We start from the raw sequence: 7,928 nt of genomic DNA, 5'->3' as shown, positions 1-7,928 counted from the left end.
AATTCCGGTCTCTTTGTATTTTTTAAATACCGAGCCGTAGGTATCAATACCCAGCACCTGTATGTTTGGATTTTGCTCTTTTAAATACCTGGCCGTGCCCGATATGGTACCACCCGTACCTACTCCTACCACCAAATGCGTTATTTTCCCTTCAGTTTGCTCCCAAATCTCCGGACCTGTTTGCTCATAATGTGCCTGCGAGTTGGATAAGTTATCGTACTGATTAGGTTTCCATGAATTAGGCACCTCTCGCTCTAAACGCGACGATACAGAATAATAGGAACGAGGGTCCTCCGGGTCAACGTTAGTTGGGCAAACAATTACCTCGGCACCAAAGGCACGCAAAGCATCAAATTTCTCTTTTGATTGCTTGTCCGTACTGGTAAAAATACATTTATAGCCTTTTATAACCGCGGCGATAGCCAGGCCCATACCGGTATTGCCTGATGTACCTTCAATAATAGTTCCGCCTGGTTTAAGTTTGCCGCTTTTCTCGGCATCCTCAATCATTTTAAGAGCCATACGGTCCTTAATAGAGTTGCCGGGGTTAGTGGTCTCAATTTTAGCCAATACCGTAGCCGGAATATCCTTAACTATCTTGTTTAACTTAACTAATGGTGTATTACCAATGGTTTCTAATATATTATTGTACCACATATGTGTGTAGTTGTAATTGTTATAAAAGTTGCAATTGTTAAAAGCAAATCTACAACTATTTCAACCTCTATAACATCTTCAACTTATTTCAACCAAATTAAAATCTTAAGTGCTTAACAGTCAACCCGCCGTTTATTAGTTGTTTTAACGATTCGATACCAATTTTTAAATGTGTTTCTACAAAGTCAGAACTTACTTTCGAGTCGCTTTCGCTGGTCTTTACGCCCTCTGGTATCATTGGCTGATCGGACACCAGCAACAAAGCTCCTGTAGGTATTTTATTGGCAAAACCTGTAGTAAAAATAGTTGCGGTCTCCATGTCAACAGCCATGGCACGTAATTCTTTCAGGTAGCTCTTAAACTTCTTATCATGCTCCCAAACCCGGCGGTTGGTGGTGTAACATGTACCTGTCCAATAATCCAGCGAGAAATCGCGGATGGTAGTTGATATGGCTTTTTGTAAAGCAAATGATGGCAATGCAGGCACTTCTGGCGGCAGGTAATCATTTGACGTTCCCTCGCCCCTAATAGCAGCAATAGGCAATATCAGATCGCCAACATTGTTTTTACGTTTTAAACCGCCGCACTTACCTAAAAATATAACTGCTTTGGGATGTATAGCGGTAAGCAGGTCCATAACAGTTGCTGCCACAGGGCTGCCCATACCAAAATTAATAATGGTTATTCCGTTAGCTGTTACACTTTGCATAGGCTTATCAAGGCCCATTATCGGCGCATTGTCGTTCCACTCAGAAAACAACTGTATATATTTTGAAAAATTTGTCAATATAATATAATCACCAAAGGCTTCCAACGGGCGCCCGGTGTATCTGGGCAACCAGTTGACTACTATTGCTTCCTTGGTTTTCAATCCTTTTTTTATCGGGCTTTGTACTTCTGCAACAACGGTTGTTGCTCCATCTTTCTTAATTTTCAATTCGTCGTTCATATCATTTTCCTCTTTATTTCCTCTTTTATTAAATATACAACTTATCTGCGTGCAAATAAGTAAACTCTTTTTATACAGCAAACCCCGGCATATAGCCAGGGCTGCAATATTATTATAAATATAAGCTTAACTTATATTGTTATTGTTAAGCTACTTTTAATTTTTTCAGATCCGACCGTTCAAATTTCTCATGCGCGTAATCAAGGGTGATAACCAGTTTTTTCACATCTTTTTTTGACGGGAACTCAAACATAGCATCAATCATGATAGCTTCGCAAATTGAACGTAACCCACGTGCGCCTAACTTAAACTCCATGGCTTTATCCACAATAAACTCCAGCACATCATCCTCAAAATCAAGTTTTACCCCTTCGTATTCAAACAGCTTTTTGTACTGTTTAAGCAATGAATTTTTAGGCTCAACCAATATATTATACAACGCTTCCCTATCTAATGGGTTTAAATAAGTAAGCACCGGCAAGCGGCCTATTAGTTCAGGTATTAAACCAAATGATTTCAAATCCTGCGGGGTAATGTATTTATAAAGGTTTTTCATATCAACCTCCATATCATTACCCTGCAATTTGTAACCTACTGTTTGCGTACGCAAACGGTTAGCTATTTTTTTGTCGATACCGTCAAAAGCACCACCGCATATAAATAATATATTGCTGGTATTAACCGTTATCATTTTTTGGTCGGGATGTTTACGTCCGCCTTGTGGTGGTACGTTAACCATGGTACCTTCCAGTATTTTTAACAAAGCCTGCTGTACACCCTCGCCTGATACATCACGGGTTATAGAAGCATTATCGCTTTTACGGGCAATTTTATCTACTTCGTCAATATATACAATACCTTTTTCGGCAAGTGTAACATCATAATCTGCAGACTGCAGCAAGCGTGTTAATATGCTTTCTACATCCTCGCCTACGTAGCCCGCTTCAGTTAATACCGTGGCATCGCAAATACAAAACGGAACGTTTAAAACTTTGGCCAGCGTTTTTGCCAGCAGGGTCTTACCTGTACCTGTTTCGCCAACCATAATGATGTTTGATTTCTCTATCTCTACCTCATCCTTTTCAATACGCTGATTTAAGCGTTTGTAATGGTTATATACAGCAACTGATAATATTTTTTTGGCATCATCCTGGCCAATAACATATTGATCAAGGTGTGTTTTTAATTCGTATGGTTTTAACAAAGATGGCGACGAAGGCGATGTTTTTACCTTACGCACCTTTAACTCTTCGGCCAATATTTCATTAGCCTGGTTAACGCATTTATCACAAATATGTGCATCAAGCCCCGCTATCAGCATCAGGGAATCTTGTTTCCCCGCACCGCAAAATGAGCACCTGATCTCTTTACTATTCTTATTCATGCGATATATATATATAACAAAATTACTAAAATTAGTTAATAGTTGAGTGGTTGATTGGGTGAGTAGTTGTTTGTTACCTAAAAACTACTCACCCAATCAACTATTCACCACTCACTATACTCAACTTACTTACCTTTTGTTTTATTTCCGCGTAATATTTCATCGATCATACCAAATTCTTTGGCTTCCTCGGCTATCATCCAATAGTCACGATCAGACGCTGAATCAACTTTTTCGTACGATGCACCACTATGATCTGCAATGATCTGATATAATTCTTTTTTTAATTTAGTTATCTCGTGGTAAGAAATCTCGATATCTGATTGCTGGCCCTGTGCGCCACCTGATGGTTGGTGTATCATAACACGTGAATGGGGCAATGCAGCACGTTTACCTTCGGCACCAGCACATAACAATACCGCAGCCATTGACGCGGCCATGCCGGTACAGATGGTAGCCACTTCATTCGATATCAACTGCATAGTATCATAAATACCCAAGCCTGCATAAACAGAGCCTCCCGGAGAGTTAATGTAAAGCTGGATATCACGTTTTGAATCGGCAGATTGCAGGAATAACAGCTGTGCCTGAATAACATTGGCGTTCTGATCATATATCGGATCGCCCAGAAAAATAATACGGTCCATCATCAAACGCGAAAACACGTCTAATTGCGAAATATTGAGCTGGCGCTCTTCAATGATGTAAGGCGTATAAGCTGTAATGCCCGGACCTGTTGCTATACCTGACGGAGCGTTACTGCGGTTTACACCGCCAATAAATTTATCTACATAAGTGCTGCTAATTCTATGATGTTTTACAGCGTATTTTCTGAATTCGTTTTTATCAATATTGTCCATGATAGTTATTTAAATGTGTTAGTAGCGACTTCTTATGTCGCTATAAATATAGTTTTTAGTTGAATACAATTTTTAATATAAGGTTTGTTTGACTAAGATTTTTTTATTAAAAAGATTTTATGATGTTAATCTTACAAATGGTAAAATCTTATAAATCTTAGTCAACAAAAAAGCATCTGCCTTACAACAGATGCTTTTTGAAAATTATAATATTTAAAGTTTAATTACTTTACCAGTTCCTGAAACTTGTTATATAATATTTCCTTTTTATCCAAAGTAATTGCGTTTTTAATATGATCTAATACTTTAAGCGCTTTTACTTCTTCAAACACCTTGTTGGCATTTTCTTTATTTTGCAGGTATTGTACAGCATACTGTGCCAATTGCTCTTCGCCGATTGGCTGTGGGCTATACATTCTAAATTGCTGATCAAGGCTTTGTTTTGCTGCCGCGAAAACTTCTTCATACTTAATTTCAATATTATTATCCTTAAGTATTTTGTTTTCTATCAACGTCCATTTCAAGTTTTTTGCAAAATCCTGATAACCACCCTGAAGTTCTTCGTCTGTTAATTTTTCATTTGTGGCCATTAACCAGCGTTTCAAAAACTCGTCCGGCAATTCAAAATTAACTTTCTCCAGGCTATAGTTGTATATATCATTTTGCAGCTTACGGTCAGCATCCTGGGTCATCATAGTTTCCAGTTCTTCCGTAATTTTGGCCGTAAAACCAGCTTCGTCGGTTACTGCACCTGCACCAAATAATTTGTCAAAGAACTCCTGATTCAAATCCCCTTCTTCCAAACGGTTAACATTTTTTACCGTTAAACGAAAGTTTGATTTTAAATCAGCTGCTTCTGTCTCATCAATGCCCAACAGCGCGGCTATTTTTGGCGCATCGTTGTTATAGGCTTTATTGATATCAAATACCAATTCATCATCCTTTTTTAAACCGATCAATGATTTTTTTATTTTCTCATCGGTCACCTGGTCTAAACGTACAGATGTAGTATTTACAATGCCATCCTCAAAAACAGCACCATCAGGCGAAAGCTGCGTTAATTGCGCATATAATACGTCATCATCTGCCGATACGTCAGGATTTGTCATCTTGCCATAGCTACGACGTATATTTTTAATACGCGACGCCAAAGTTTCGTCGTCAACTTTTATAACATACTGGGTAAGCTTATCCTTTGCAGAAAAATCAAGGGCAAACTCAGGTGCCAAACCAACTTCGTAATTAAATTCAAAATCGTCAGCAAAATCCCAGTTGTATTCTTTTTTATCATCAACCTTTGGCAATGGCTGGCCCAGTACTTCCAGTTTTTGTTCCGTTAAGTAATTATTTAGCGTATCTGACAGTAAATTATTAACCTCATCAACCAAAATGCTTTTGCCATACATTTTTCTGATATGTGCCGGTGGCACCATCCCGGGGCGAAAACCAGGTATCTTAGCTTTTTTTGCATGATCCTTTATAGCCTTATCAACGCGTGGCTGATAGTCTTCGGGTTTCATATTAATAGTTACAACTGCATTCAGGTTATCAATTTTCTCCTGTGTAATATTCATCTTCTAACGGTATATTTTAATTAATGTGCCTCCAAATGCACCTTTTTAAATAATAAAAGGCAACAAATTTGGAGGCGCAAAAATACGAATTATTTTTAATTTACCGGAGCAGAGTTGAGTTGAAATTTAATTACCGTATTACTAACAGGTTTAACAGTTTTTAAATACGCATAAATAGATGAGAGGTCGCCATCGGTCATTTTACTGTATTGCCACCAAGGCATAAGCGTTTGAAAATCTCTAGCTTTATTAATGGTGGGTGCCTTGCTTACATCATTTAACACTCTGAACCGGGCAATAAATTGTTGCTTTGTCCAGTTGCCAATACCGGTAACCGCATCTGGAGTAATATTTGCTGATTTAAGGCTATGCCCGTTAATTTTAAATTCTTTACCACCGGCAAATTCCATCCCCGGTAATATCTCACCATTATTATCTTGCGAGTGGCAATCTTTACAAGCAGCAGATTGTACCAGATATTCACCATATTTAATGGTATCAGCAGCGGCGGGCTTTGTGCCCAATGTTGCTTTTTGCGGCATGGTATGCACCAATATGTTCAATGGAAAATCAAGTTTGGCTTTTGGATGAGTGTTTTCAATAGGCTTTAAAGTACGTAAATAAGCTATAATGCTGTAAATATCTTCCCTATCCATTTTTGAATAATATTTCCATGGCATTAGTGGAAATATAGGCGACCCATCCTTTTTTACACCGGTAGTCGCCGCACGGAAAATCTCCCCGTCGGTCCAGCTTTTTAGGTTGAACGGGGTGATGTTTGGTACAATAACCTTGCCTGGAAAGCCCTGACCGGCATCAAATACCTCGCCACCGGAACCCAGCATAGTTGTATCAACAGGTCCTCCAAGTTTAGTCCAGTCGTGTGCCGAGTGACAATCTAAACAGGCCGATACATGCAAGGCAAGATATTTTCCGCGTTCAATACGTTGTGGGGTTATTTGTACTTTAATATCTTCAGCGGGCCCTACATTGGGCAGCGCAAGTGTTATGTATGACACTGCAACAATTCCTATTAAAACAATGATAATAAGCAGATAAGCAATTCCTTTAGCTATCTTTTTCATAATAATAAGTGTGATAAGTTAAGTTGGACGAAAGCCTAAATAAGCATCCCCCGGGTATATACTATATGATTAATTTATTTTTTCTATTGATGAAGAACCTGATTTACTATTGTTTATTTGTGTCGGTGTACCACGATATTTAATAGATGACGACCCACTGCTGCGCACATTCAATTCGCGAAGTACATTAATCTGGCAATCGCTTGAACCCGACGTTGATATATTATAATCGCCCACAATAAAATCAAGTGCGTTAACATTACCGCTGCCGCTTAAATCAATATTATGCGTACTGGCCTGTCCCTTTAAATTAACTTCTGTTGATCCGCTGCCCTTTGTAGTTAGCCGTGCGGCATTCAGGTCGAGCGTTACCTTGGTTGATCCGGATAACTCTATTTCCATATCGCCGGTGTTTATTTTTCCGTCAGATGTCACCTCAACCGCACCTGAGGCATGTAGTGCATTCAAATTATGCACACCTATGGTTATTTCCTGGTCACCGTTGGTACATACATCCTCGTTAGATACAATTAACTTATCGCCTTCCACCCTTGTTTTAATATATTTCAGCAAATTATCGTCAGTAGTAATGTGCAAATTCAGGCTGCTATCCTGTACCAGCTTAACTTTAAAGTTTCCAGATATCCTGATAGCAGTAAAATCACTCACCTTTCTGTCTTCACTAATTTTATTGCCAGACCCGGTTATGCAAGTTAATTTACAGGCAGGTAAAACCAACAACAAAGCACAAGCAGTAAGTAAACCAATGTTTGATAAATATTTTTTCATAGCTGATTTTTTTTGTTGTTGGACGCAGTAACCTAAAATAAAGTTACACAAATGGTTTAACATAAAAAAAGCTGCCCGCCAAAATTGGGGACAGCTTCAATCACTATTATATAAAAGAGGTTTAGGGCAATATTGTATTTAGATTAAGCGCGGTTTCTGAAACGGCCTTTAAGGTTCATTGCAGGTGCTACGCGTATCTCGTCAACATTTACAGCAGCCAGTTCGGCACGGTTAACTGTAGCAGCATAGCTGTAAGTTAAGCTGTATTCGTTAACATTTCCGGTTAAATCGGCTTTAGCCTGGTCGTTAACGTTGATGCTGGCGGCAAAGTTGTTTAAATTTAAACCTGCATAAGTCTGGTTGTACAAGTCAACTTTCAAATCAACCAATGATAATCTATCTGATTTGATAACCGCGTTATCATAAGCAGCTATATTTTGTAACTGGGTTACGGTAACTTCTACAACCAGTTTTTGATTTTTGTCGTAGTTGGTAACACGTAATACGCCTTTGTCTTCCTGTACCAATGCACTTTGTGCATAGTAATCGTTATAAACTTTTACGCCATCTTTGGTGCCGTTGGTAATATATACTTCTACATTGCCATGTGCCTCAATTTTGGCTATCGGG

At 38.7% G+C, this 7,928-nt stretch carries 8 protein-coding genes; all 8 read right to left on the bottom strand.

Going from position 1 to position 7,928, the window contains the following annotated elements; all coding sequences use genetic code 11:
- On the bottom strand, positions 1-657 hold a 657-nt coding region (locus ABI367_RS00855), incomplete at its 3' end, for a PLP-dependent cysteine synthase family protein (RefSeq protein WP_462230353.1).
- Between the two features lie 97 nt (positions 658-754).
- Positions 755-1,606, bottom strand: coding sequence for an AMP nucleosidase (locus ABI367_RS00850; RefSeq protein ID WP_462230351.1), 852 nt, complete (start codon positions 1,604-1,606; stop codon positions 755-757).
- Between the two features lie 145 nt (positions 1,607-1,751).
- Positions 1,752-2,990 carry an ATP-dependent Clp protease ATP-binding subunit ClpX gene (clpX, locus tag ABI367_RS00845; RefSeq protein ID WP_462230349.1) on the bottom strand — a complete coding sequence of 413 codons (1,239 nt, stop codon included), beginning with the start codon at positions 2,988-2,990 and terminating at the stop codon, positions 1,752-1,754.
- A 125-nt stretch (positions 2,991-3,115) separates the two neighbouring features.
- Positions 3,116-3,850, bottom strand: a complete 735-nt coding sequence (locus tag ABI367_RS00840; RefSeq protein ID WP_462230347.1) for an ATP-dependent Clp protease proteolytic subunit — start codon at positions 3,848-3,850, stop codon at positions 3,116-3,118.
- Between the two features lie 224 nt (positions 3,851-4,074).
- Positions 4,075-5,424, bottom strand: a complete 1,350-nt coding sequence (tig, locus tag ABI367_RS00835; protein WP_462230345.1) for a trigger factor — start codon at positions 5,422-5,424, stop codon at positions 4,075-4,077.
- A gap of 95 nt (positions 5,425-5,519) precedes the next feature.
- A complete protein-coding gene (locus ABI367_RS00830) occupies positions 5,520-6,509 on the bottom strand; it encodes a c-type cytochrome (protein ID WP_462230343.1) in 990 nt (329 codons plus the stop codon).
- A gap of 69 nt (positions 6,510-6,578) precedes the next feature.
- On the bottom strand, positions 6,579-7,298 hold the full coding sequence (locus tag ABI367_RS00825; protein WP_462230341.1) for a head GIN domain-containing protein: 720 nt from the start codon (positions 7,296-7,298) through the stop codon (positions 6,579-6,581).
- A 143-nt stretch (positions 7,299-7,441) separates the two neighbouring features.
- On the bottom strand, positions 7,442-7,928 hold a 487-nt coding region (locus ABI367_RS00820; protein ID WP_462230339.1), incomplete at its 5' end, for a GIN domain-containing protein.

It is taken from the genome of Mucilaginibacter sp. (genome assembly GCF_039935595.1).
Taxonomy (GTDB): domain Bacteria; phylum Bacteroidota; class Bacteroidia; order Sphingobacteriales; family Sphingobacteriaceae; genus Mucilaginibacter.
This window is presented reverse-complemented; position numbering and strand designations above follow the sequence as displayed.